General features: G+C 67.9%; 1 protein-coding gene. It reads left to right on the forward strand.

Features of this window, described 5'->3' with window-relative positions:
- Positions 1–960 (forward strand): amino acid ABC transporter substrate-binding protein (locus N801_RS22150; protein WP_035940930.1); only part of this gene is annotated, 960 nt, incomplete at its 5' end.
- Positions 961–1,083 lie beyond the last annotated feature (123 nt).

Raw genomic sequence — 1,083 nt, forward strand, 5'->3', positions numbered from 1 at the left:
CAGACCAACAGCCCCACGGTGGACCAGATCCGCGCCCGCGGCTATGTCATCTGCGGCTCCGGCCACGGCACCACCGGCTTCTCGGCGCCCGACAAGGACGGCAACTGGAAGGGCCTGGACGTCGACACCTGCCGCGCCATCGCCATCGCGGTGCTGGGCGACGCCAGCAAGACGCGCTTCGTGCCGCTGACCGGCCAGCAGCGCCTGACGGCCCTGCAGACCGGCCAGATCGACGTCTTGCCGCGCACCACCTCGTGGACCCTGCGGCGCGACGCCAACGGCATCAACTTCACCTATCCGAACTACTACGAGTACGACGCCTTCATGGTGCGCAAGGACCTGGGCATCACCCAGACCAAGGACATGAACGGCGCCACCATCTGCGTGCAGACCGGCTCCACCAACGAGGTCACGGTGGCCGACCTGTCGCGCAAGTTCAAGCTGGGCCTGAAGACCGTGCTGTTCGACAACGTCGCGGCCTCGCGCCAGGCGTTCTTCTCGGGCCGCTGCGACGGCCTGATCACCGACGCCTCGGCGCTGGCGGCGGTGCGCGCGACCCAGGCGCAGAACCCCGACGACTACGTGATCTTCCCCGCCAGCGGCCACAGCGAGGCGCTGACGCCGTCGGTGCGCCATGGCGACGACCGCTGGTTCGACATCGTCAAATGGGTCATCCAGGTGCCGATCGCCGCCGAGGACATGGGCATCACCCAGGCCAACGTCGACGACATGCTCAAGTCCGACGATCCGCGCATCGCCCGCTTCCTGGGCACCGAGCCAGGCAACGGCAAGGCGCTGGGGCTGGACGAGCGCTGGGCCTACAACATCGTCAAGCAGCTGGGCAACTACGGCGAGATCTTCGAGCGCAACGTCGGCAAGAACAGCCCGATGAAGCTCGAGCGCGGCATGAACCGCCTGTATCGCGACGGCGGCCTGATGTACCCGTACGTCTTCAACTGAGCGGCGGGCGAGTCTCATCATGTTCAAGCGACTCTGGTTCGACGGCCGGGCCCGGGCCGTCCTGGCGCAGCTGCTGATCGCCGGCGCCTTCGTCGGCGCGGTGGGCTGGCTGGCCTGGAACGC

Source organism: Knoellia aerolata DSM 18566, assembly GCF_000768695.1.
Lineage (GTDB): Bacteria > Actinomycetota > Actinomycetes > Actinomycetales > Dermatophilaceae > Knoellia > Knoellia aerolata.